1 protein-coding gene is annotated in these 398 nt (G+C 73.9%); it reads right to left on the bottom strand.

Annotated features, from left to right (window positions below; translation table 11 throughout):
- Positions 1-103: 103 nt before the first annotated feature.
- A partial coding sequence (locus JHD63_RS22985) for a hypothetical protein (protein WP_198973135.1) occupies positions 104-398 on the bottom strand: 295 nt, incomplete at its 5' end.

Genomic DNA, 398 nt, shown 5'->3' with positions numbered 1-398 from the left:
CCCCCCCCCCCCCCCCCCCCCCCCCCCCCCCCCCCCCCCCCCCCCCCCCCCCCCCCCCCCCCCCCCCCCCCACTCAACCACCCCCCCACCCCCCCCATCTACACTAGGTTCTCTTCGTCGGCAGCGTCAGATGTGTCCCCCCCCCCCCCCCATTGAGGCCGCGCATCACCTCCACGCGCTCGAACATCTCGATCGGCACCGAATTGGCCGGCGCAATCCCGTACAGGCCATTGGTGGCGATGTCCATCGCCTGTCTCTTATACACATCTCCGAGCCCACGAGACCGTACAGGAAATAGCGTATTCCGTCTTCTGCTTGAAAAAATGGGGGGGGGGGGGGGGGGGGGGGGGGGGGGGGGGGGGGGGGGGGGGGGGGGGGGGGGGGGGGGGGGGGGGGGG

This window comes from Xylophilus sp. ASV27 (assembly GCF_016428875.1).
In the GTDB taxonomy this organism is placed as follows: domain Bacteria; phylum Pseudomonadota; class Gammaproteobacteria; order Burkholderiales; family Burkholderiaceae_C; genus Xylophilus.
Note: the sequence above shows the minus strand (reverse complement) of the source record. Positions and strands in the feature narration are given on the sequence as shown.